Raw genomic sequence first — 21,125 nt, forward strand, 5'->3', positions numbered from 1 at the left:
AAAAGACTGTTTTTTTAGGGACTTTGCTTTGCATAGCCGTGGTTGCAACAGGATTAATGTATAAGCTGCAAGTACATAAACCAGCAGAGCACTATGTTGCATTTTTACCTCCGGTGGTAAAATCAGCCGCACTGTTATCCGCAGATACAAATATGCTCAAAGCCACAATTGATGATGCTATTAGGCAAAGTATTATTAATAGTAAGCAGTTAAATCTTATTTCGCAGGATGAGGTTGCGCCTATTGTACAAAGCGGCAAGGCTAAACTTACTTTTGCAGATAAGTTACATAAATTAAAGCAAGCAACGGGAGCACAAGAAGTGGTGACCGCTGAGCTTAATTGTATGCAACCACAATGCTATTTAACGTTAGTTCGGCTCGAGGCGCCAAATTGGACGGTAAAAGCGCGCAAGCAATGGCCGATTATTACTGATAACTATAGTCAAATGTACCATTCAAGCAGTCAGCAATTAACAGCTCTTTTTCCTGATTTTGATAGTAAATATATTGCAATGGCGCAACTTAGTGACGAAGTACAAATTGAGCATATAGAGCTTTATCAAAAAGTGCAGCAAGTAGGTGATTACACTGAGCAATTATTTATGCGTATTAAAGAGGCTATTGAACAAACCCCGCAGTTATATGCCAATTATGAGTTACTACGTGAAGTCGCACTGAGTTTGTATCAGCAATCACAGCAAACAGAGTATTTAGATATTGCCAATAAGTTACTTTTTAACTCACCAACTGCGTATCAAAACACCCCTGCATTTGCTAAAAATGCAATGCTGATCGCGGTTGCTAGACAAGATTGGTTAGCGGCTAAACAGTACTTGACTAAAGCTGAGCAAGTTGGAGCTAATACATTAACGCTTTATGAGTTACAGGGTTTATTATATTTACAACAAGATCAGTTGCCTGAAGCACAACAGGCGTTTGAACTTGCATTAAAAATACGTGTCAGCCCAATTATAAAACAGAATTTGGCGCAAGTACTGTGGTGGCAAGGTCAAATTGAAGAAGCAAAGCAGCTGCTTAATGAAGTTATAAACGTAAGTCCTCAAAACTACATGGCAAATCAATTATTGGCCGATATTGCCCTTACCGAAGGGGAATTAGTAGTTGCAATAAAGCAATATAAACAGGCTATTGAGATTAAACCTGATAGCATAGATTTAAGTAACTTAAGTATTGCGTATTCGTTACAAGGAGAGTTTGAGCAAGCATTAGTAGTTGCCCAACAGGCGGTTGATATAAACCCAGAGCATATCAGCTTTCGCCTTAACCTAGCTGATATTGAAAAGGCTTTAGGGCTTAGTGAATCATACCCCGCAAATTATTTAAAGGTAGTTGAGCTTACGCAAGATAAACTAACTCTTGATAGTTATTTAGAAGTCGCGCAAGCATATAGCCAACTTGGCGAAGCTAAACTTGCCTTACAAGCATTAAATAAGGCAATTAGTATTGCGTCAGATCACAATGAATATGTGTTCACTGCAGCGCTTGTATATAGTGTGATTGGTGAATATCAGTCAGCGTTAATGTATATAGAAAAGTCATTAGCGATAGGTTATCACCCGATGTGGTTTAATTTACCCTGGTTTAAATCTTGGTGCCAAAAAGAAGAGTTTATTGCGTTATTGCAGCAATATGACTCCTCTTTTAGTTGTGCTAGTGTTTTAAATTAAAGAGTTGCCCCTGGCCTACGAACAACAATTTTTGGATCTTGTGACATATAAATCTTGCCCGAAGGTACGTGTTTAGCTGTATACCTAAACGAAATAGGTAAATACTCAGTTTCTTTGCCTTCGGTTACTTCAACAACTTTTTCAAGGTTGTCTTTATCAACACCTAAAAATTCGTAGGTTGGTTCTACTTGAGCAATTGTTAAAACTAAAGTGTTGCCATCTGTGATCTCGGTAGAGATATTATATTGGCAATTGCTATCTGCACCACAATATTCAACGCCATTCCCATAAAATTCCCAATCGGCAGCCACTGATGGATCTAGGCTGATAATAAGCTCTACATATTGTTTTTTCTCAATGCTTTTTGCATCGTTATTTTTAGCATTATTAAATAAAACACTTAGTGATTCAGTTGGGTTTGTTTCGCTATTGAAAAACGTTAACCAATTTTCTTGAGTATGAGGTAAAACAGTTAAAGTTTTAACGGAAAAGTAGTTATCTGCTTTACATTGCACTTCAATATTTGGGGTATTGATTTCGTTCATTTTTTCAGTCCTTGTATTGTTGTATAAGTAAAAACCACTTGTTGGTTTTTATAATTATTCTGAGTGTAGAATAAAATAGTTTATATAACGAATTAAGATGAGTATTTTGTAATGTCCTGTAATAATTTTTAGGGTCATAAAAAAGTAAAAAAACCTATCTTGGTATTTTTAGATTGGCTATCATGAACTGTCTTTTGGCTAATTAAAGTTTATTTATGTATATACAGTTACTTACAGACATTGATTGGGTAAGTGTTGGAATTGGTTTTAGTGTTGGCGCGGTGCTTTTTAGTGTTATTAATGCAAGCCGTAGTAAGCGATTAACAGCAGAGCTAAGTGAGCAGCAGCAACAACTAGCTTTATTGCAAACACAGTCCAATGAAAAACAGCAGCAATATACTGCCTTGATAGATGAACACGATTTACTTAAACAAAGCCACCAAGAACAACGCGACGAAACTCAGCACTATAAAACCCGCTTCACTGAGCAAGAAAAGCAAAGCCAGCAATACAATCATTATTGGCGCAAGGCTGAAGCTGATTTAACAACACTACGAAGCGAATACAATGCCCGTGATGTTGAGCTCAATAATATGCGCACTATGCTTGAGCAAAAGCAAAGCCATTTTGAGCAGCAGTTACAACATATTAAAGAAAGCAAAGAGCAGCTTAAAAAAGAGTTTGAAAACCTTGCTAATCAAATACTCGAAGAAAAATCGCAAAAATTTAAAGTCCTTAATCAAGAAAGTATTGAGCAGCTGTTAAAACCTGTCCAAGGTGAGCTAAAAGGCTTCAGGGATAAATTGGAATCAATTCATGTTGAAGATGTAAAACAACGTGAAGCTCTGAAAATAGAGTTATTACATCTACAAGCGAAAAGCCAAGCAATCACTGAGCAAGCAGACAGGCTCAGTAACGCATTGCAAGGGCAAAAGAAAACCCAAGGTAATTGGGGCGAACTCATGCTTGAAAACGTGTTAGACAGCGCAGGACTGCGCGCTGGTACTGATTATAAACGCGAGGTATCGTTTAATACCGAAGAAGGCCGCCTGCGCCCTGACGTGGTGGTGTATTTGCCTCAAGGTCGGCATTTAGTGATTGACGCTAAAACTTCGCTAAACGCTTACACTCGCTACGTAAATGCAGATAATGAACTGCAGGCTCAACAAGCAATTAAAGAGCATGTTGAGGCTGTAAAAGCGCGTATTAATGAGCTGGCGAGTAAATCATATGATCGCTTACCTGGGCTTAACTCTCCTGAAGTGGTGGTGATGTTTGTGCCGATAGAATCAGCTTTTGTTGAAGCCCTTAAATACCAAAGTGATATTTACCAACAAGCGATAGAAAAGAACATTCTGGTTGCCACCCCCACTACCCTCTTAACCAGCTTAAATATCGTGAAACAGTTATGGCGCTTTGAGGAGCAAACTAAATACTCCAAAGAATTGGCAAACCGCGCCGAACGTTTTTATAACAAGCTCAACGGCTTTTTAACCAGTATGGAAGGCGTTGGTAAGCAACTAGATAAAGCCAAAGAAAGTTATGACAAAGCGTTTTCGCAGTTATATCGCGGAAAAGGCAATTTAATTAAACAAGCATCTGAATTTAAAGAGTTAGGGGTGTCGGTGCAAAAAGAGTTACCTCAGGAAAGTGTTGAGAGAGCTCACCTTGAATTGGATCAATAGAGAAAATGAAACAGCTGTTAAACAAAGGAATTGCAACGCTAAAATCGGTATCAGATAAGTTTACTGATGAGCTTAATAAAGGCTATGTTTTAGCCAAAGAAAAGGTCAATGGATTACCTATTTTCATATCGTTAGAACATTGTGGAAAAGTAAGTCCGATATCATTTGACGAAAAGCACTATTTTGTAATTCCTTTTGAATTATCAGAGTATAAGTTTGCTTTACATACTATGCGTTGTTTACCTAACGGTGTACCAGAAGTGAATAATCTACCCAAGCGGCGCATTTTTCATTTTCCTAATGAGCATGCTGAAGCTGGGCTTAGGCTGTACATGTTAAATAGTACTAATGAAATAATGCTACAGCAAGCTGCAGAGCGCACTAACACCTTGCAATCACTTGCCAATGACATCGACGCGTTAGATCGAAAGCTTACTTATGGCATGTTATTAGTAGGCGGCCTTGCTGCCATTGCAAACCCTGCTATTGGTGCGGCGATTGCTGCAAAAGCGGTCTTACCTAGTTTTACTGGGCTATTTAATAAATATGGTATACGCGCATCTGGCGATAAGTTATCACAGTATCAGCTCGAAAAAGCAGTAAAAGAAGCACAAAATAGTATAATACAAGAGTTTGAAGCCTCGAATACAGTGCAAGTTATTAACCCTATTTTACAAGAACTAGCACTTACATTAAGAACAACCGAAGCGGAACATGATCCCTTAACTAGTTTTAACTTAGCTGATGGATCTATTCCTGAATTAGCTAATGATACTTGGCGAGAGCTGACTGAAGCAGCTATTTGTCATGTTTATAAAGAAGTTTATGATGACTCGTCGCTACATAAACAAGCGCACTTAGATGCTAAAGATTTAAGGTGGTTAAAATTACTGTTTGACGTGAATGAAGCAAAGTAGATAAGGCAAGCAAGCGATGAACATTGGTATTTATATTTACGATGATGCCGAAGTGCTGGATTTTTCAGGCCCATTCGAGGTGTTTAGTACCGCTAAACGACTCGCTAATAACGATTGGCAGGTGTGTCTTATTGCTGAAAACAATACACCTGTTATGGCGCGCGGTGGTTTTAGTGTAAACCCCCATTACAGTTTTGTTGATCACCCCGCTATTGATTTGCTCATTGTTGTTGGTGGTGTACACACTGTTGAACTTGAAAAACCTGCCGTAATAAACTGGATACGAGAAACCGCTGGTGCTACTGCTAAAGTTGCCTCAGTGTGTACAGGCGCTTTTTTACTGGCCAAAGCGGGTTTACTCGATGGCTTAACGGTTACCACGCATTGGGAAGATCTTGCGGATCTCGCTAATATGTTCCCTCGGTTAAATGTGATCAGTAATAAGCGCTGGGTATCACAAGATAAATTCACCACTTCAGCGGGTATTTCTGCAGGAATTGATATGAGCTTGCAATTAGTTGCTGAGCTGGGGAGCCCTGAGCTTGCAGAGCTTACGGCAAAACAAATGCAGTACCAGTGGCACAAAAAAATTTAACTGTTCGGTAACTGTTCACTGATAAAGTTATGCATATAATCTCTAAGACAAACCGCTTTTTTACTAAGTAAACGACCACTTGGCCAAATGGCATAAATTTCTCGCGGCAGGCTTTGCCATAGTGGCAATACTCTAACTAACTCTTTTGTTTGTAGCTCATTTATAATTTCAAAGCGCGGTAACAAACCGATACCTTGATGATCCGCAACTTGATATTTTACAAAGCCAGTATCGTTATAAATGCTTTTAAAGCGGCACATGTGTGTGTAAGTAGCACATGATTGCGTGTTCGTTAATAGCCATTTATTTCTAAGTGTTGTACCAATTAAACGGTGATGTTTTAAATCGTTCGGTTCAACAAGTTTCGCTGCATTTGTTAGGTACTCAGGTGATGCGACTAAGATAGAGTCGGCTTCTGCGAGCTTTTTTGCTGTAATAACGAATCAGCTTGAGGGCCGATCCTGAGCGCTAAATCAGCTTGGTTTTTAATAATATCGTCAAGTTGATTACTTAAAATCAGCTCCAACTGAATATCAGGGTATTTCTTGCAAAACGACAACCACATCGGCTTTAAAAAACCATGACAGATATTCAGTGGCGCGAGCACTTTTAGCTTACCACTAAGTTGTTCTTTTTGTTGATTGAGTTGATAACGAGTTTGTTCAAATTGCTCAACTAAGTTGGCATAACTTTGATAGTACACCTGTCCTTGTTGTGTGAGTGTGCATTGGCGTGCAGAGCGATGCAGCAGTTTTTGCCCAAGGCGAGATTCAAGGCGCTGTAAACGCCGCGTAACTGTTGCCGCAGGCAGCGATAAATACTCCCCCGCTTGAGACAATCCTCCTTGTTGTACTATGTGCACAAACAGCACTATATCATCTAGCATGATTCCACTTTTGCAATTTAAGTTTGATTAAAGCTTTATATTTAACATTTTAGTAAGTCTATATCATTGCTCTTAGGTTTTCTTGTTAAAGAGTATTTTTATGGAACACAGTATTAATTGGGTAGCTGTTATTGTTATCGGTGTAGGCGCAACAGCAGTGCTTGATAGTTGGTCGCTATTACTTGCGAAAGTGTTTGGCGTGCCATCTTTAAACTTTTGTATGGTCGGTCGCTGGATAAGCTTGATTCGAAGTGGTCAATTTAAACATACAGCAATAAACAAAGCGCCATCGCAAAAAGGCGAATGCGCAATCGGTTGGTTTATCCATTATGTAATAGGCGTTATTTTTAGTTTTACTTTTTTATTGGTTATGTCAAATGACTGGCTAGTATCCCCCCGCCTAATACCCGCCCTTATATTTGGTTTAGCCACAGTATGTATGCCTTTTTTTATTATGCAACCTGCGCTTGGGCTGGGTATTGCTGCGAGTAAAACGCCAAGACCAGCGTCGGCCAGAGTTAAAAGCTGTGTATCACATTGTGTATTTGGTGCAGGAATTTATATCAGCTCGCTTGTTTTATTGCTATTTTGAGGAGCTACTATGTCTGCTGATTATTGGTTAAATCGTTGGAAAAACAATGATATTGGTTTTCATGAAAGCCGAGTAAATCCATACTTAGATCGTTATTTTACTAACTTGAAAATTCCTCAAAATGGCCGAGTTTTCGTGCCTTTATGTGGTAAAACAAACGACATTGCATGGCTATTCGAGCAGAATATACAGGTTGTGGGCGTTGAGCTCTGTGAAAGCGCCATTAAACAACTATTTGGCTCTTTAAATGTTACACCTACAGTAACGGTGCACGACAAGTTTAAACTGTATAGTGCGGATAATTTGGCTATTTGGGTGGGAGATATTTTTGCACTAACCGCCAACTTACTTGGATCTGTTGATGTTATATATGATCGCGGATCATTAGTAGCCCTGCCTTTTACACTACGTAAAAAATATAGCAGGCATGTAGTGATGATCACACAAAAAGCACCACAGCTACTTATTTGTTGTGTATATGATCAGTCTAAACGCGATGGCACACCATACAGTATTAGCGCTCAAGAGGTATTTGATCACTATCACCATGCTTATTCGCTACAACTAATTAGATGTGAAGCTATTGCGAATGGAGTTAAAGGCGTTGTATCGGCAAATATAGTTGTTTGGCAGTTAAACAAAAAAGATTAAACTTTATGTTGTATATTGCATGTAATGTTTGGGGTCAATGGATGAATGCTTGCGATGAACGTTCTGATCTTATATGCAAACTTTGCTAAAGTATCTGTAGTTAACCTTGCTCAGTTTTACGAGCGAATCATTTTGTCACTTCCTCAACCATTTGAACAAATACAATAACTAATAACAGCACTTTTAGGATCATATAATGAATATAATCAAAACCTCAGGGCTTGTCCTGTCGGTATTGGCTGGGCTGTCGCTATCAGGCTGTTCGGTAACACACAACGTCACGGCTACAACAACGATGAATCAAATTAGCAATCCACTGTCGCTTGAACAAATCTATAAAGATAAATATTTCAAAGCGCAGCGTAGCACTTACTTTAAATGGCTTGATGATGGCACCGGCTACACCGTGCTTGAAGAACGTGAAAGCGAAAAAGATAAAAAAGACGACGCTGAAAATGCCAAAGCAGATGACGAAAAAGAGCACGGTGTAAAAGGCAACGACATTGTATTTTACAACGCCGATGGTACTGGCCGCAAAGTTCTAGTTGAGTTTGAAAAACTACTGCCAGAGGGCGCAGATGAGCCATTTGCAATCGAAAGCTACCAGTGGTCAAAAGACGGTAAATGGTTGATGGTATTTACCAATAGCGAGCAAGTGTGGCGCTCTCGCAGCCGTGGTGATTTTTGGCTCTTAAACCTTGAAACCAATAAATTACAGCAACTCGGCGGTGAGCAACCAGAACCTAAAAAACTGATGTTTGCTAAATTCTCACCAGACAGCTCAAAAGTAGCTTACGTGCGTGATAACAACATTTATATGCAAGCGGTTGGCAGCAACAAAGTAACAGCGCTTACAACCGATGGCAGCGCTAAAATCGTTAATGGTAACTTTGATTGGGTTTACGAAGAAGAATTCAGCATTGCTGATGGCTTTCGTTGGAGCCCAGATAACAAATCAATCGCCTATTGGCAGCTAGATACCAGCGGCGTTAAGTTTTTCACCATGATCAATAACACCGACGAGCTTTACCCTACTTTAAAAGAGTTTCCTTACCCAAAAGCCGGTGAAACTAACTCGGCAGTACGCGTGGGGGTTGTTAGCCTTGCTGATAAGAAAACCCGTTGGGCCAAACTTGAAGGCGATAACCGCGACCGCTATATTCCTCGTATTAGCTGGGCAGGCACCGGCAAGGAATTAATGATCCAAGACTTAAATCGCCCGCAAAACCACAACAAGGTTTGGCTGTTCGATTGGCAAAAACAGCAATTGACCAAAATTTTAGAAGATAAAGACGATGCTTTTATCGAGTGGTTTTACAAAGCCAACTGGTCAAAAGATGGTAAGTTCTTTATTTGGCACAGCGAGCGCGACGGCTGGCGTCACCTTTATCGTATATCTCGCGATGGCAAAACCATTATCGATTTAACCCCAGGTGATTACGATATTGTTGATATGCTGGCGCTAAACGAAGATAAGAACGTGATGTATTTTACAGCTTCGCCAGACGATGCAGGTCAACGTTATTTATTTAGTACGTCTTTGGATGGTAGTAGTAAACCTGTACGCGTAACGCCTGCTGAATTTCAAGGTTCAAACAGCTATTACATGTCTAAAGATACCTCATGGGCAATGCACACTTACTCACAATTTGGCACGCCGCCAACTAAAGAGATCATTAAAGTAAGCGATCACAGTAATGTTAAAACCTTAGTTGAAAATAAAGAGCTGAAAGAAAAACTGGCTGAGCAAAGCTTACCAAGCCACGAGTTCTTTAAAGTGAATGCGAGCGACGGCACCGAGCTTGACGGCTACATTATGTTCCCTAAAAACATGAATAACAGTAAAAAATACCCAATCGTTTTTTACGTGTATGGCGAACCGTGGGGCTCAACAGTGCAAGACCGCTTTGAAGGCGACAGCTACTTGTATAAATCACTGCTAACACAAAAAGGCTTTATTGTGGCATCGGTTGATAACCGAGGCACACGCGCACCAAAAGGCCGTGATTGGCGTAAATCGATTTATAAAAAAATCGGCTCAGTCACTGTACAAGACCAAGTTGATGCGCTTGATGCCATGGCAAAACGCTGGGATGTAATAGACACCGACCGTGTTGGTGTATGGGGTCACTCAGGCGGTGGCAGCTCAACCCTTAACTTATTGTTCCGCCATGGCGATAAGTTCAAAGTCGGTATTGCCTCAGCACCGGTGCCAGATATACGTTTATACGACACTATTTACCAAGAGCGTTATGCGGGTAACCCAAATACCGATCCTGAAAGTTACGACAACACCTCGCCAATTACCTTTGCCAAAAACCTAACCGGTAAGCTATTGCTTATTCACGGCACAGGGGATGATAACGTTCATTACCAGGGCTCAGAGCGTTTAATTAACGAGCTTGTTAAGTACAACAAACAGTTTGAGTTTTTCTCATATCCAAATCGCTCACATAGCTTACGAGAAGGCAAAGGTACCACCTTGCACTATCACACTATGATGGCCGATTTTTTTGAAAAGAACTTATTGAATAAGTAATCGCTTTAAAAAAGTTAGATGCTAAAAAGCCACACACTAACAGTTAGTGTGTGGCTTTTTTAATCAAAATGGTGTGAGGTTTATAAAATAAAGTTAAAGGTCAAAGGTTTGAGTCGTTTTAGTGTTAAACGTACTTTACGCAAATAAAAAAGTAGCATCCGTGCCACTACAAGTGCGATATTAAGAAAAATTAAGAGCTTGGTTGCGAAGGTTGATACTTACTAACGAGAATTTGCTGCAAACTTTTTAGTGCCCGCTTTATAGCTTGTAGCATGTTCCTTCCTTTGGTATTTACATTTATGCTTGGCAAACCAGGTAGAAGAATATTGATTTTGCATTGCTGCAAAGTACCCAGCCGCTCGTTTAATAGATCATTAATTTGAATATCTACTTTACGAATATTTAAAGCATGTTTTGCCAACTGGCTTTTCACTAATTTCAAAATTGACATTTTTTCACTTGAGTTAATTGTTTTGTTTTTAACCGTAAGTTTTAGCTTCATGCAATTACACCTTTAGTAGCACCTGTGTTGCAGGCATGGATGTAATCTACTAACTTAGTAACAAAGGATAAAGCTGATTATTTCTGATTTAAAGACAGGTTTTTTCGAATGATAACCAACATAAACTACAATCACTTATACTATTTTTGGCAAGTGAGTAAGCACGGCAGTATTGCTGCTGCCAGTAAAGTACTCAACTTAACGCCGCAAACGGTCAGCTCTCAAATTACCAACTTAGAGCAACGATTAGGTAAGCCACTGTTTATTCGCCAAGGCAGAGGGCTAAGATTAACTGAGTTTGGCCATGTCACTCAGCAATACACAGATGATATGTTTGCTATTGCCCATGAATGGCTAGAAACTACCCAAGGTGATATTGCGCAATTGTCACGAACACTAAAAGTAGGCATTTCGGATGTATTACCAAAATCATTAGTTTCTAAGTGGCTAGCCCCTTTAATTGATAACGAGCGTATTACAAACTTACATTGCATTGACGGTCAGCAAGATGAGCTGCTCGCGCAAATGACGGTTCATAAGCTCGACTTAGTTTTAGCTGATAAACCGCTTGATACCACATTACCATTTAAGGCTTTTTGTCATGAAATAGGAAAAAGCCAAATAGCTCTCTTTGGCAATGCAACATGGCACTCGCAATTATATAAACAGTTTCCACAATCTCTTAATAATAAGCCTTTAATTCTCCCTGCAAAAGGAAGCCCAGTCACACGTGCTATTCATTATTGGCTGCAAGAACAGGGTATTGAAGTATCAATAGCAGGCCATGTTGATGACAGCGCATTAATGAAAGCATTGGGTGAGCAAGGATTTGGGGTTTTCCCTGCGCCTATTTTGGTCAGAGCCGAAGTTGAGCGCCATTATGACGTTAGCTATATTGGTACAATTAATAATGTTTATCAGCATTATTATGCCTTTACTCCCGACAGGCTAATTAAAGACAGTATTTACGATGAATTTATTAAGCATGCCCAAATGACGTAAATTTTAGCTAATAGCTTTACACGCGTTAAAACACTAAAAAGCCAGACTTTAATTGCTCTGAAGTGTGGCTTTTTTAATCAAGTCGTAATGGGGGTTTACACAACGAGGTGAAAGGTAAAGGTGCTAGGGAAAAGGTTTAAGTTAGTTGAGTATTGATTGGATTGAGTGCAACAAACCCAGCAAAAATAATTAAACCTAACCGAGCCGCAAGGTATTATCGATGGATTGGAAAGTGCCATTTACAGACGGTCAGGAGTTACAATGTCTGAAGTCAAGATTTGACCACTCTAGCTGACCACTTTAGCTCTACCAAGAGCGTTATGTAGGTAACCCAAAGACCGATCCTGAGAGTTACGACAACACCTCGCCAATTACCTTTGCGAAAAACCTAACTGGTAAACTATTGCTTATTCACGGCACAGGCGATGATAATGTACATTATCAAGGCTCAGAGCGTTTAATTAACGAACTTGTTAAGTACAACAAACAGTTTGAGTTTTTCTCATATCCAAATCGCTCACATAGCTTACGAGAAGGCAAAGGCACTACCTTGCACTATCACACCATGATGGCCGATTTTTTTGAAAAGAACTTATTAAATCAGTAATTTGATTAGTTAGTTTAGATACTAAAAAGCCACAGACTAACAAAAGGTGTGTGGCTTTTTTAATCAAAATGTATCGGGGGTTTGCAAAATTTGAGGGGAAAGGTTCAAGGACAAAGCTTTCTGGCAACTGTTGGGTTGCGAGCCAAGCCATAGGAGCTCCAGTTAATGACAGTTATCTGGATAAATAAAAATAGTAAGATGTACCTCATTATCTGACCGTTACGCCTTTTATGTTGTAATAGATTGCATAATTATAGGGATCTTTTATAATGAAAGAACTGGCGACTCGGAGTATCTCCAGTCAATATGCTGGTCCCTAAATGCCTATAGGTATGTTTCTTCTGTTGCCTTTATCAACGATTCGGTTCGATAAAGGCAGCTAGTTGAAATAAGTCTCTTGCCTTGCGCCTTGCTTCAAATCTAACCTCTAAAACTCATAAAGTTGATTCGATTTGTATGTGTAGTTATGTTTAATTTACATGGTAAATTCATAGTTTTTCTAAGGAGATTTTAATGCATTTAAAAAGCTTAGAGAAAGCTTTTAATACTATGTTTCATAACCCTCAATTATTTGAAGAGTTTCTTGGTTCAGATTTATCGAACGAGGTGGAAGAGTTTTACATAGGCAAAGAAAAACCACGAAAAGTAATCCGAGTATCTGACAAATTCAAAACATTCCTCCGCTTTATCGATAAAATTATTTTACAACACTTAAAAATAAATGATGATGTTGTACATTCGTATATCAAAGAAAGAAGTGCTATGACAGCTGTACAATCGCATGTAGATAGCAAGTATTTTTTAGTTTCTGATATTGTTAGCTTTTTTCAAACGTAAATTCTGAAGATGTAAAAAAATATTAGTGGCAAATGTTTCAAATATCCCAATTGCTGATATTGAGCATTACATACCTAGAATAGTTACATTAGTATGTTGGAATGACTGCTTGCCTGTTGGTTTTGTAACTTCCCCTAAATTAAGTAATGCCGCACTATTCCACTTTGATTCGGCAATGGCTGATTATTGTAAAAAGCATAGCTTAACTTATACCAGGTATTCAGATGATTTAATTGTATCAAGTCAAACTCGTGAGCCGTTAATAGAGCTTCAAACCCAATTACAGAGCTTAATTTCACAAAATACAAACGGACAATTAGAAGTTAATCTCGATAAAACTAGAATATATACGATAGGTCAGCCATTTACGATTCTTGGATTAGTTATTACTCAGTACCAAACATTAACTATTAGTCGAAAACATAAAAACCATTTGGAGGTGGCTCTTCATTATTTCGTGACGGATAAGTTGCGTTTTCAAGATTATTTGGAAGAGCATTTCGCAGGAAAAGAACAGTCTTTATTTGGCTTACTTCATTATGCAAAATCTGTTGAGCCAAGATATATAAATAAGTTGCAACGCAAATATGGAGCTTATGCAATTACTGATCTCTTGGAAAATAAGTGGAATGACTAAGCATCAAGTATCAATAAAAAATGTTAAGAGCTTTCAATCATTAAAGCTGGAATTTAACTTTTCTGAACAACAAATGATCGTTATAACAGGAAAGAACGGTATAGGTAAAACTACGATTGTTAAAGCGCTCAAGCAAATTTATGACCCTAAAGTATTTACACACACCTCTAGTGAAGGCTCTATCAGTGATTCAAGTGAAATATCGGTTCATTTAAGTCATCATCCTGAAGTAATATTTCAATATAACAAACACTTAAAAGCGCTTGATACTAAAAATGTACTACCTGCAAAGAATACAGTGGTTGCAGAGCTTCCAGTTCCATTTGGTGACCGCTTTAGGCGTTATTCGGATGTATCAGCTGTCGATGTAGATTTGAGAACTAATATTGCTACCTCAAACTATAAAGTTGCTGATGAGCTCAGAGCATTTTTGGTTTCAGTGTATGGGCAGGCATCAAGCCATAGGTATGAAAATTTATGCGAAACAAGAGTAAAGGGAACTAAGTATTATTTTATACCACAAGATGACGATTATTATTTAAGAGAAGATCATTTTAGTTCAGGTGAATTTTTCCTGATTCAGCTTTTCCGCTTTATCAAAACAGGCGCAAAATTTATAATTATTGATGAAGTTGATATTGCTTTAGACGCTGTCGCACAAGTGAACTTGTATAACTCACTGACTGAGATTCTACAGGGCACAGAGTCTAAATTAATACTCATTTCTCACTCTTTGGCACTAATGAAAAAAACACCTGATGGTGCTTTGTATTACTTAGAAAGCATTCAAGGTAAGTTAGTTTTAGAGCCTAAATCATTTGGTTATATAAATTCTGATTTATATGGCTTTAAAGGGTCTGATAAATACATTCTTACAGAAGACCCCGTATTAGAGGGATTCATACAATTTATTATTCAGTGTTTTAATATACAACCTGACTATGAGTACAAAGTTATTGGTGTCGGTGGCTGGGATCAATTAAAAACCCTATTAATGAAAAACGAAGTAGATGAGTTATTTTCAAATGCAGAAAATGTTTTGGCTGTACTAGATAATGATGCATACCCTCGTTTTATGCGCTCTTATAGGGGAGAAAGTAACGTTGTTAGTTCAGGGATTGATGATCTTGAGTTATTTATATACTTACACAGAGAAACATTATTCCCTGATAATTTTTTACCGCCTTATGCCGAATCTTCTAAGGCTAAAAGTGCATCTAAATCTTATTGGAAATGGTTAACTGTTGATCGAAGTCCTTCTTTTCGTCCAGCAGAGCTCTATAAAAAAGTAGTTGAGCAGGCTGGTGAAGAATCGCAATTATTGGCTGACTATTTACAAAACTTTTTGAATAGAGAGTAATGATTTAACTACGGATATTGCTTCTATCTATATCTGTACAGTTATTTCTCTATCTTTTAAGGTCTTTCAAAATTCACAGTATTCTGTGAATTAATGTCAAAACAGACTCGGAATCACCTAAATTCACAATAAACTGTGAAATTATGCCGCTATTAATCTAACTAGCATCACTAATTCAACAGCCCTTCTACCCATTTTAAAACGAGGCGAGTATCTCTGGTTTGAAAACGCTGTTTATTAGGCACGTAGTAACAAAACTCAGATTCAACCGTTTGAGTATTAAAGTGTTTAAGTAACTCGGTATTTAATAGCCGTTGCACAAGAGTGGTTGAGCAAAAAACCAGTCCTGAGCCTGTCATGGCTTCTTGAATGCCAAATAGCTCTTGATCAAATGTCTTAATACTAAATAACGCAGGATCTAAGTTGTTTTGCGTAAGCCATTGTTTAAGTGGTGGCTCGCTTAGAGCATTGTTTTTCCATTTTGTGGTATACAGCGTAACAGGGCCACTTTGCCATGGGATATCAGCGGCTTTGTGTGAGCCGAATACGTTAAATTGCTCGGTTTTAATAATGTCATCAACGTTTATATTGTGCCGTTCGCTAAAGCGAATAGGCAGGTGTGTAATTGCTTATCAACGGCTTCACTGGTTGATATATCTACCTTAAGATTAGGCTGGTTTATAGATAATCCCTGCAATGCGGGTATTAAGCGCAGTGCGGCCAGTGATGAGGTGGTGGTTATTTTAACGGCTCTGCCTGTGGCTTGCACAGTTGCCAGAGCTTGCTCGATGCGGTTAAAGCCGTCACTCGTGGCTGCACTTAAATATTCCTGGTTGGTGTGAGGGTGATCTTTCTAACTTGCCGGTAAAACAAATCTACATTTAATCGACTTTCAAGGTTATTTATATGATGCGAAATTGCAGTTGGCGTGAGCGATAGTTCATCAGCTGCGGCTTTAAAGCTGCCTAAACGCGCCGCAGATTCAAAGGCTTTAAGCGCTTGTAGTGAAACTTGCATAAGTGATATTCACAAATAATAAAATTAATTATAGATGAGTATAACTTACTTATTGCTGAGGTTTACTCGTTTGTGAAATGTGCCTGTTAGTTAGATGATTCAACTACATTTACTAACAGGATAAACAGTATGACTACTCTACTTCACGTTGATGCAAGCGTAAGAGCTATTAAAAACGACAACCCAGCCCATGATTCAATCTCTAAAAATATTGCTAAGCAATTTATTGATAGCTTTGCACAGCACCAAGCTATAGATGAGTATATCTATCGCGATGTAGGCATGAATCCGCCGCCTTTTATTACCCAAGATTGGATAGGTGCGGTATTTACTCCAGAGAATAAAAAAACCGCAGAGCAAAAGCAATTGCTAGCGTTGTCAGACACATTAATCGCTGAAATTGCAGCCGCTGATATTATTGTGATTTCATCGCCTATGTATAACTACGGTATGCCAGCGCAGCTGAAAGCGTGGTTTGATCAAGTTGTGAGGATCAATAAAACCTTTGATTTTGATCTTTCCCGTGGTGACTTTCCGCTACAACCTCTACTTGGCGGTAAAACCTTGGTTGTGATCACCTCAACTGGTGAGTTTGGTTTTGAGCAAGGCGGCATACGTGAACATATGAGCCACTTAGTGCCGCACTTGCGTACGTTGAGCAAATATTTAGGTGTGAGTACAATTTATGAAATTGCCTCGGAGTATCAAGAGTTTGCCGATGCTCGCCATCAACAATCACTGGAAAATGCTTATAGGCAAGCAGCAGAGCTTGCTGAGCACCTTAGCTCTGTTACTTAACGGCTCCCTGAAACTGCGCTAAATCTAACTTTGTTACGGCTATGTCTTCTTTATTAACTGCGTAGCTTATCCATAAGCTGTTTTGCCAAATATAACTTTTTGGGTAGCTGTAACCAATACGTTTGTATTTGCCTTGGTATTGCATGGCCGGTAGAGTGTGTTGGTCTCGTAATATATAAGCGTGGTCAAAGGTGTAGCCGTCTTGGCTTAAGCTTACAACTAACGGTAGGCGGGTTTTATTACCAGTAGGATTATTAACTATATAGGCCATACCACTTGGCAAGTTGCCTGCACTTTGCTTTGCTCTTGAATCTGGTATATTGGTGGTGATTGCCTCTGTCCACGTGGCTCCTTGATCATGGCTACTGGCGGCTAAAATTTTATAACTGCCGCCTTGATCTCGAAAGGTCATAACCACATCGTTTGCTTTATTAACAAACCAGCTAGGCTCTAGCTCATCGCTAACGTGTTTACTAAAAGGTCGGTTGTTAAACTTACCTGCTTGCCAACCCGAAATCGCCAATGGATCATCAGTATAAAAAGGGCTTGCCACCAATCCTGGTTGATGGTGAACCGCTGTGATAACTCGGCCGCTGGGTAAGGCTTTTAAATCTTGTTCAATAACGCCTTTTAGCGCTGTGCCTGCTTTATTTAAAACCGGTTTAAAGTCACTCCAATTAATACCATCTTGGCTTAAAGCGTATTCAACATAACCTGCTTTTGGGTTGGCATTTTTAGGCCATACATTGATAAAGGCTACTAAGGTTTTTGAATCACTCCACCACCCGCCACTAGTGACTATTGCGTTTTCTCGTGTTGGTGCGAGTAATTGAGCTGTTTGCCAAGCTTGGCCATCTTCACTTTGGCTATATAAAACATGAGTATTTGGGCCATCTTCGTCTTTTTTTGAGGATTGCCATTGGCAATATAAGCGCCCTTTAAATGCAAATAGCACTGCGCCATGGTTGTACTGAGCCTTGCCTTTTATGGCTTTAAATACCTCAAAGTGCTCAGTATTGTTAGCTTTTGAAAGTCCCAGTGTAGAGGGCTTAGTGATATCGATTAATCCCTCTTCCATTTTAAAGGCGGGAGCCGTTGAATTATCGGCTGCTATCACGGAGTGCGACAAACCGCTTAGTATCAATACGGCTGTACACTTTACAAAATAGGGAGTCATATCAAAGTACCTAAAGGCTAAGTTATCGTTATTATGAGGTAATTATCGTTTTGTATTATTTTTATACTAGCAAGTCCTCAACTGCGCGGCTACTGGGTTTGCATAAACAGAGTTTAGACATTAGTCGGTTGTATTGTTTTTATTCAAAACGTAATGGGGGTTTACAAAAGTGAGTTTAGCTTGCGTGTTGCAAATGCAAAAATTTATATTTTTAATGATAAGCACACAACCACGCGGCGGCCGAATTCTTCGGCTTTGAGTAATGAACTGGCGTCGTAAGTTTTTGCTGTACGGGTCAGGGTTTCATTGGTGGCATTAAATAGATCTAAGCGAAGGCTGGCATTTGCTGAGTAAAACCAGCTAAAGCTTAAATCTGTGCTGGTGTAGTCTTCAACATAACTACTGGCATTATTACTAATGTCGCGTTGCTCCAAAAAGTCACTACGGTAATTAATATTAAATGCAGCTTGCCATTTTTTATCACTGACTAAAAAGCGCAGGTTACCTGTCCAGTCAGAGACTCCTTCAACTTTAAAGTGATTGCCAGCGAAGGTGCTTACATCAGCTTTGTTTATATGGGTTATGCTTGCTGATAATTGGCTTTGTAGAAACCATGGACTATATATCGGTAACTGCCACTGAATACTTGCTTGTAAGCCATTTATCTTGGCTTTGCCATCGTTAGTACGTTGCAATGAGTTATATTGCAGGCCTTGATAATTTAAGCTTGCTGCTTGCTCAACAATAAAGTTATTCATGTGGTGATTAAAGCCCAGCAATTGTGCGCTTACGCTTTGTTGTTGCCAGTTAACAGAGAGCGTACTGGTGTTGGCTATAACCGGTTGCAAATTGGGGTTACCAAGTTCTGCATATGGTAGGCCTCCTGAGTTTACATGCAGTTTTGGGTTTAAATCTGAGTAATTTGGCCGATTTAAAGCGCGGTTAAAGCCCGCCCGCCATTGCCAATATTGCGAAGGCTGCCATTTTAAATTAACTGACGGTAACCACGCGCTATCATTATTGCTGCTATTGATAGGCGCCACCCCCAGTTTTTGTTAGTTGCGATCCTTGTGTTTCACTTAATGTATTACTGTATCGTAAGCCAGTGCTTAGCGTTACTTGCTCAAATTGCCACTGTGAAGAGATATAACCTTCTTTTGATGCAAAGCTTACTTTGTAACTATTTAATCGGTCACTCTCACTCATTTCTGCGAACGGCAAATCAATATCATAAAGTTGCAACAGGTCACTTTTTGGGATTAACCAAGGTTGTACTTCAGCGTTCATAAATCCTGCTGAAAACTGATTGGCAATTGGCTCAAGCCAACGGCCATCTAAATTAGGTAGTTGCTCTAAAGCCGAGGGCGATAAACTGATATCTTTGCGGGCGTAGTGATAGCTTTGTGTTGAATGTAAAAAGCCGATATCCAGCGCTTGCAGGCCCCAACTATTTTCAGCACTGAAATGACTATCTATGCCCCACTCTTGTATTTCATTAAGCACATTGATAGTGCGTTTACTCATTTGGCTAATATGTGAGTAGCTACTTACTAACCCCAAGTTACCTGTAAAATTAAAGTTATCAACCGATGTGTTTTGTAAAGCTACGTCTGCTTGCATAGGTGAAGTCGCAACATGAACGCGAGTGATAGGCTCTTTAGTTTTACTGTTTGCTTTACTGCTACTGTAAAACGGCGAAAGCGTTAAAGGTAAATGCACACTGGGTTGCCAGTTGGCATCAACTTGTATGGTTTGGTTGGCATAATATAAGTTGGATTCTTCGCGGCTCGTTTTGGCATTTACAGCGTTAAACATGAATTGGTTGAGGCTATTATTTTCAGTGTTAATATGTGCTTGAGCCGACTGACTTTGTGGGTTAATCGATATACGATGCTCATCAAACGAAAAGTCAGTATCTGATCTAAACCACAAAGAGTTAATTTTTAAACGCTCAGTGGCTTGCCAGCTTAGATCACCGTAATACGTTGCGCGGGTACGGTCTTCGTTTTCTATGGTTAGTGCTAAGCCATCTGTAGGTACTAAGGTGTTTTCGTTAATATCAGGCCACTGGTAAGGCTTTGGTGCGCCGTTATTTTCTCCCCAGTGCCAGCTTTCAAACTGAAACTGACGTTGTAGACGGTTCTCATAGTTCATTTTAAAAATGACTCCTAAATCACCGTCTGCGCTTTTAGCATTTGCCGTTAGGCCAAAGCTTGGCTGAAAATTCCGCTCACCTTCAAGCGCTGCACCAGTGAGCATAACTTGTAAGTTATTGTCTTGATAAGCAAGTGGATCATCGCTAAGCAAGTTAACGGTAGCACCCACGGCACCACTAGGAAGGCTTGAATTTGAAGTTTTATAAACCGCGATATTTGAAAATAACCCAGCGCTAAATATATCAAAACGGTGTTGTTGCCCATACTGATTTGAATTTCGCACGTTCTCGGTGTTTGCAAGGCGATGACCATTAAATAGCGTTAATTGATACTCAGCCCCCAATCCCATCGCATTAATATTTAGGGCTTCACCGCGATCGCGCGTAATACTCAAACCGGGTACTGCTTGCAGAGCTTCAGCTAAGTTTTCAGCCGGTAGTTGCGTGAGCATCGCACCTAGCGCAACTTCGCTCTCTCCTGCGTAATCACTTTTTACTTGCTGCGCATAATTTACCGCTTGTTGGTAATTGCTGTTATAGGCATCACCGTTGGATGATGTGGGGAGTTGCTCGGTTACAGTCACTTCTTCAAGCAGCGAAGTGTTGTTAGTTTTAGATATTGATATTACAGGTGTGATGGTTTTAAAGATAACGATGCCAGCCGCTGTTTTTTGCCAGCTTAACTGATGCGGGGTTAACCATTTATTCAAGGTGCTTTGCACGGATGTAGCTTGCACCGGCTCTACCTCGAGCCCTTCTAATAGCGCGTTATCATAAATTAAAGCCGTAGAAAACTGCTCAGATAGACGTGTTAGTTGCTCTATTAAACTTGTGGTTGTGGCATTAGCAGTAAAAGAAAGACCGAGTAACGCTACACATAAAAAACAGCTTATACGTAACATCTATGAACAGCCTTCCAATTTCATTAAACCCTT

General features: G+C 39.4%; 19 protein-coding genes and 2 pseudogenes. 13 read left to right on the plus strand and 8 right to left on the minus strand.

Translation table 11 applies throughout. From position 1 onward, the window contains the following. The first annotated feature begins 56 nt into the window (after positions 1-56). Positions 57-1,688 (plus strand): tetratricopeptide repeat protein, encoded by a 1,632-nt coding sequence (locus P4S61_RS22035; RefSeq protein ID WP_337119207.1) that lies wholly within the window; start codon positions 57-59, stop codon positions 1,686-1,688. On the opposite strand, the gene P4S61_RS22040 is transcribed toward P4S61_RS22035, so the two are convergent. Further along, on the minus strand, positions 1,685-2,233 hold the full coding sequence (locus P4S61_RS22040; protein WP_182731205.1) for a hypothetical protein: 549 nt from the start codon (positions 2,231-2,233) through the stop codon (positions 1,685-1,687). The genes P4S61_RS22035 and P4S61_RS22040 overlap by 4 nt on opposite strands. 215 nt (positions 2,234-2,448) lie before the next feature. Here P4S61_RS22040 and rmuC point away from each other — a divergent pair, with 215 nt between their 5' ends. The 3 genes from rmuC to P4S61_RS22055 are packed head-to-tail and all read left to right on the plus strand — an operon-like array spanning position 2,449 to position 5,430. Then, positions 2,449-3,918, plus strand: a complete 1,470-nt coding sequence (gene rmuC / locus P4S61_RS22045) for a DNA recombination protein RmuC (RefSeq protein WP_182819645.1) — start codon at positions 2,449-2,451, stop codon at positions 3,916-3,918. 5 nt (positions 3,919-3,923) lie between these two features. Continuing rightward, positions 3,924-4,835, plus strand: a complete 912-nt coding sequence (locus P4S61_RS22050; RefSeq protein WP_259397117.1) for a hypothetical protein — start codon at positions 3,924-3,926, stop codon at positions 4,833-4,835. Positions 4,836-4,851: 16 nt separating this feature from the next. Continuing rightward, complete coding sequence (locus tag P4S61_RS22055; RefSeq protein ID WP_145238987.1) at positions 4,852-5,430, plus strand: DJ-1/PfpI family protein; 579 nt, start codon at positions 4,852-4,854, stop codon at positions 5,428-5,430. Here the strand turns inward: P4S61_RS22055 and P4S61_RS23060 are convergent. Beyond that, positions 5,427-6,316: pseudogene (locus P4S61_RS23060) on the minus strand (LysR family transcriptional regulator). The gene P4S61_RS22055 and the pseudogene P4S61_RS23060 overlap by 4 nt on opposite strands. A gap of 100 nt (positions 6,317-6,416) precedes the next feature. Here P4S61_RS23060 and P4S61_RS22070 point away from each other — a divergent pair. The 3 genes from P4S61_RS22070 to P4S61_RS22080 all read left to right on the plus strand — a co-directional run bounded on the left by P4S61_RS22070 (position 6,417) and on the right by P4S61_RS22080 (position 10,098). Then, the gene (locus tag P4S61_RS22070; protein ID WP_337119209.1) at positions 6,417-6,908 is read left to right on the plus strand and encodes a DUF2938 domain-containing protein; all 492 of its coding nucleotides are present in this window, start codon (positions 6,417-6,419) and stop codon (positions 6,906-6,908) included. Positions 6,909-6,917: 9 nt separating this feature from the next. Continuing rightward, positions 6,918-7,559, plus strand: coding sequence for a thiopurine S-methyltransferase (gene tmpT / locus P4S61_RS22075; protein WP_337119210.1), 642 nt, complete (start codon positions 6,918-6,920; stop codon positions 7,557-7,559). A 196-nt stretch (positions 7,560-7,755) separates the two neighbouring features. After that, positions 7,756-10,098 carry a S9 family peptidase gene (locus tag P4S61_RS22080; RefSeq protein ID WP_337119211.1) on the plus strand — a complete coding sequence of 781 codons (2,343 nt, stop codon included), beginning with the start codon at positions 7,756-7,758 and terminating at the stop codon, positions 10,096-10,098. Positions 10,099-10,288: 190 nt separating this feature from the next. On the opposite strand, the gene P4S61_RS22085 is transcribed toward P4S61_RS22080, so the two are convergent. After that, complete coding sequence (locus P4S61_RS22085; protein ID WP_145238975.1) at positions 10,289-10,600, minus strand: hypothetical protein; 312 nt, start codon at positions 10,598-10,600, stop codon at positions 10,289-10,291. A 108-nt stretch (positions 10,601-10,708) separates the two neighbouring features. On the opposite strand from P4S61_RS22085, the gene nhaR reads away from it, so the two are divergent. The 5 genes and pseudogenes from nhaR to P4S61_RS22110 all read left to right on the plus strand — a co-directional run bounded on the left by nhaR (position 10,709) and on the right by P4S61_RS22110 (position 15,043). Next, positions 10,709-11,602, plus strand: a complete 894-nt coding sequence (nhaR, locus tag P4S61_RS22090) for a transcriptional activator NhaR (protein ID WP_145238972.1) — start codon at positions 10,709-10,711, stop codon at positions 11,600-11,602. A gap of 304 nt (positions 11,603-11,906) precedes the next feature. Further along, positions 11,907-12,209: pseudogene (locus tag P4S61_RS22095) on the plus strand (alpha/beta hydrolase family protein); the annotation flags it as partial. A gap of 513 nt (positions 12,210-12,722) precedes the next feature. Then, positions 12,723-13,046, plus strand: a complete 324-nt coding sequence (locus P4S61_RS22100) for a hypothetical protein (RefSeq protein WP_337119212.1) — start codon at positions 12,723-12,725, stop codon at positions 13,044-13,046. A gap of 25 nt (positions 13,047-13,071) precedes the next feature. Beyond that, a complete protein-coding gene (locus tag P4S61_RS22105) occupies positions 13,072-13,683 on the plus strand; it encodes a reverse transcriptase domain-containing protein (RefSeq protein ID WP_337119213.1) in 612 nt (203 codons plus the stop codon). Continuing rightward, complete coding sequence (locus P4S61_RS22110; RefSeq protein WP_337119214.1) at positions 13,643-15,043, plus strand: AAA family ATPase; 1,401 nt, start codon at positions 13,643-13,645, stop codon at positions 15,041-15,043. Before P4S61_RS22105 ends, P4S61_RS22110 begins: the two co-directional genes overlap by 41 nt. A 583-nt stretch (positions 15,044-15,626) precedes the next feature. Here the strand turns inward: P4S61_RS22110 and P4S61_RS22115 are convergent. Both P4S61_RS22115 and P4S61_RS22120 read right to left on the minus strand, forming a co-directional pair. Beyond that, positions 15,627-15,812 (minus strand): hypothetical protein, encoded by a 186-nt coding sequence (locus P4S61_RS22115; RefSeq protein WP_337119215.1) that lies wholly within the window; start codon positions 15,810-15,812, stop codon positions 15,627-15,629. Positions 15,813-15,862: 50 nt separating this feature from the next. Beyond that, the gene (locus P4S61_RS22120; RefSeq protein ID WP_337119216.1) at positions 15,863-16,060 is read right to left on the minus strand and encodes a LysR family transcriptional regulator; all 198 of its coding nucleotides are present in this window, start codon (positions 16,058-16,060) and stop codon (positions 15,863-15,865) included. A 129-nt stretch (positions 16,061-16,189) separates the two neighbouring features. On the opposite strand from P4S61_RS22120, the gene P4S61_RS22125 reads away from it, so the two are divergent. After that, complete coding sequence (locus P4S61_RS22125) at positions 16,190-16,858, plus strand: FMN-dependent NADH-azoreductase (RefSeq protein ID WP_337119217.1); 669 nt, start codon at positions 16,190-16,192, stop codon at positions 16,856-16,858. Here the strand turns inward: P4S61_RS22125 and P4S61_RS22130 are convergent. The 3 genes from P4S61_RS22130 to P4S61_RS22140 form a co-directional block, all read right to left on the minus strand. Then, positions 16,851-17,975 (minus strand): sialidase family protein, encoded by a 1,125-nt coding sequence (locus tag P4S61_RS22130; protein WP_337119218.1) that lies wholly within the window; start codon positions 17,973-17,975, stop codon positions 16,851-16,853. The two genes, P4S61_RS22125 and P4S61_RS22130, sit on opposite strands and share 8 nt — an antisense overlap. 263 nt (positions 17,976-18,238) lie before the next feature. Continuing rightward, positions 18,239-19,078: a TonB-dependent receptor domain-containing protein gene (locus P4S61_RS22135; protein ID WP_337119219.1), complete on the minus strand. Its 840-nt coding sequence runs from the start codon at positions 19,076-19,078 to the stop codon at positions 18,239-18,241. Then, positions 19,062-21,092 (minus strand): TonB-dependent receptor plug domain-containing protein, encoded by a 2,031-nt coding sequence (locus tag P4S61_RS22140; RefSeq protein WP_337119220.1) that lies wholly within the window; start codon positions 21,090-21,092, stop codon positions 19,062-19,064. Before P4S61_RS22140 ends, P4S61_RS22135 begins: the two co-directional genes overlap by 17 nt. Positions 21,093-21,125: the final 33 nt, after the last annotated feature.

The sequence above is a fragment of the Pseudoalteromonas sp. B160 genome, assembly GCF_037162485.1.
GTDB classification, from domain to species: Bacteria; Pseudomonadota; Gammaproteobacteria; order Enterobacterales; family Alteromonadaceae; genus Pseudoalteromonas; species Pseudoalteromonas rhizosphaerae.

Bases quoted from the DNA above. Each gene is read 5' to 3' on its own strand.
- P4S61_RS22110 (WP_337119214.1), top strand. From the start codon at position 13,643: ATGCAATTACTGATCTCTTGGAAAATAAGTGGAATGACTAAGCATCAA.
- P4S61_RS22080 (WP_337119211.1), top strand. From the start codon at position 7,756: ATGAATATAATCAAAACCTCAGGGCTTGTCCTGTCGGTATTGGCTGGG.
- P4S61_RS22070 (WP_337119209.1), top strand. From the start codon at position 6,417: ATGGAACACAGTATTAATTGGGTAGCTGTTATTGTTATCGGTGTAGGC.
- P4S61_RS22040 (WP_182731205.1), bottom strand. From the start codon at position 2,233: ATGAACGAAATCAATACCCCAAATATTGAAGTGCAATGTAAAGCAGAT.
- P4S61_RS22055 (WP_145238987.1), top strand. From the start codon at position 4,852: ATGAACATTGGTATTTATATTTACGATGATGCCGAAGTGCTGGATTTT.
- rmuC (WP_182819645.1), top strand. From the start codon at position 2,449: ATGTATATACAGTTACTTACAGACATTGATTGGGTAAGTGTTGGAATT.
- P4S61_RS22050 (WP_259397117.1), top strand. From the start codon at position 3,924: ATGAAACAGCTGTTAAACAAAGGAATTGCAACGCTAAAATCGGTATCA.
- P4S61_RS22140 (WP_337119220.1), bottom strand. From the start codon at position 21,092: ATGTTACGTATAAGCTGTTTTTTATGTGTAGCGTTACTCGGTCTTTCT.
- P4S61_RS22035 (WP_337119207.1), top strand. From the start codon at position 57: ATGTATAAGCTGCAAGTACATAAACCAGCAGAGCACTATGTTGCATTT.
- nhaR (WP_145238972.1), top strand. From the start codon at position 10,709: ATGATAACCAACATAAACTACAATCACTTATACTATTTTTGGCAAGTG.
- P4S61_RS22100 (WP_337119212.1), top strand. From the start codon at position 12,723: ATGCATTTAAAAAGCTTAGAGAAAGCTTTTAATACTATGTTTCATAAC.
- P4S61_RS22125 (WP_337119217.1), top strand. From the start codon at position 16,190: ATGACTACTCTACTTCACGTTGATGCAAGCGTAAGAGCTATTAAAAAC.
- tmpT (WP_337119210.1), top strand. From the start codon at position 6,918: ATGTCTGCTGATTATTGGTTAAATCGTTGGAAAAACAATGATATTGGT.
- P4S61_RS22085 (WP_145238975.1), bottom strand. From the start codon at position 10,600: ATGAAGCTAAAACTTACGGTTAAAAACAAAACAATTAACTCAAGTGAA.
- P4S61_RS22120 (WP_337119216.1), bottom strand. From the start codon at position 16,060: ATGCAAGTTTCACTACAAGCGCTTAAAGCCTTTGAATCTGCGGCGCGT.